The organism is Solilutibacter pythonis, assembly GCF_003697345.1.
Classification (GTDB): Bacteria; Pseudomonadota; Gammaproteobacteria; order Xanthomonadales; family Xanthomonadaceae; genus Solilutibacter; species Solilutibacter pythonis.
Genome location: NZ_RFLY01000068.1, coordinates 1 through 833, shown reverse-complemented (window position 1 = coordinate 833; position 833 = coordinate 1). Strand labels below are relative to the sequence as shown.

General features: G+C 71.3%; 1 protein-coding gene and 1 pseudogene. One reads left to right on the top strand and one right to left on the bottom strand.

The genetic code is table 11. The features are described from left to right. Positions 1–540 (top strand): helicase-related protein (locus EBB59_RS13325; RefSeq protein ID WP_281273255.1); only part of this gene is annotated, 540 nt, incomplete at its 5' end. A gap of 140 nt (positions 541–680) precedes the next feature. Here EBB59_RS13325 and EBB59_RS13320 read toward each other — a convergent pair. After that, positions 681–833 (bottom strand): annotated as a pseudogene (locus EBB59_RS13320) (helicase-related protein); the annotation flags it as partial.

Sequence of the window (833 nt, the reverse complement as noted above, 5' to 3'; positions counted from 1 at the left end):
AAGGCCGGGTTGCCGGCGCTGGCGATCCACGGCAACAAGAGCCAGTCGGCGCGGCAGAAGGCGCTGGATGCGTTCAAGTCCGGGCGCACCCGCATCCTGGTCGCCACCGACGTCGCCGCGCGCGGGCTGGACATCCCGGCGCTGCCCCTGGTCATCAATCACGATCTGCCGATGGTGGCCGAGGATTACGTGCACCGGATCGGCCGTACCGGCCGCAACGGCATGAGTGGCGAGGCGATCTCGCTGGTCTCGCCGGACGAAGGCGCGCTGCTGCGGCAGATTCAAAAGCTGCTGAAACGCGACATCACGATCGAGAACGTGCCGGGCTACGAGCTGGATCGTCCGCTGCGCCTCGACGTGCCCATGCCGAAACCCTCGCGCGGCGGCAAGCCGGCCGGCCAGCGGCCGCCGCGAAAGCCGCGTGGCGGGGGCCAGGCGGCCAAGCCGTCGCATCGTCCGCACGGCAAGCCGCAGGAGGCGGGGGCGAAGACGCATGCCGGCGCGGCACCGCCGCGTCGCCGGCGGCGCAGCGCGGCCTGACCTCAGCCAACGGAAACGCCGGCCCGCGCCGGCGTTTTTTCTTGCTTCGATCAACGCTTCGGCCGCGATCCGGCGCGTCATCTCGGCCGGTGGCGCGTCGAGCGGCGGCAAGTGGCATTCGGTCTTGAGAGTGGAATTCGCACGCGGCGTACCCGTGCCGGGTTCGGCCCGCGCGCGGCGACGTCGGTGGCGACCAGGATGCGGGTGCGCCCGGACTTGAACGCATCCAGCGCCTTCTGCCGCGCCGACTGGCTCTTGTTGCCGTGGATCGCCAGCGCCGGCAACCCGGCCTT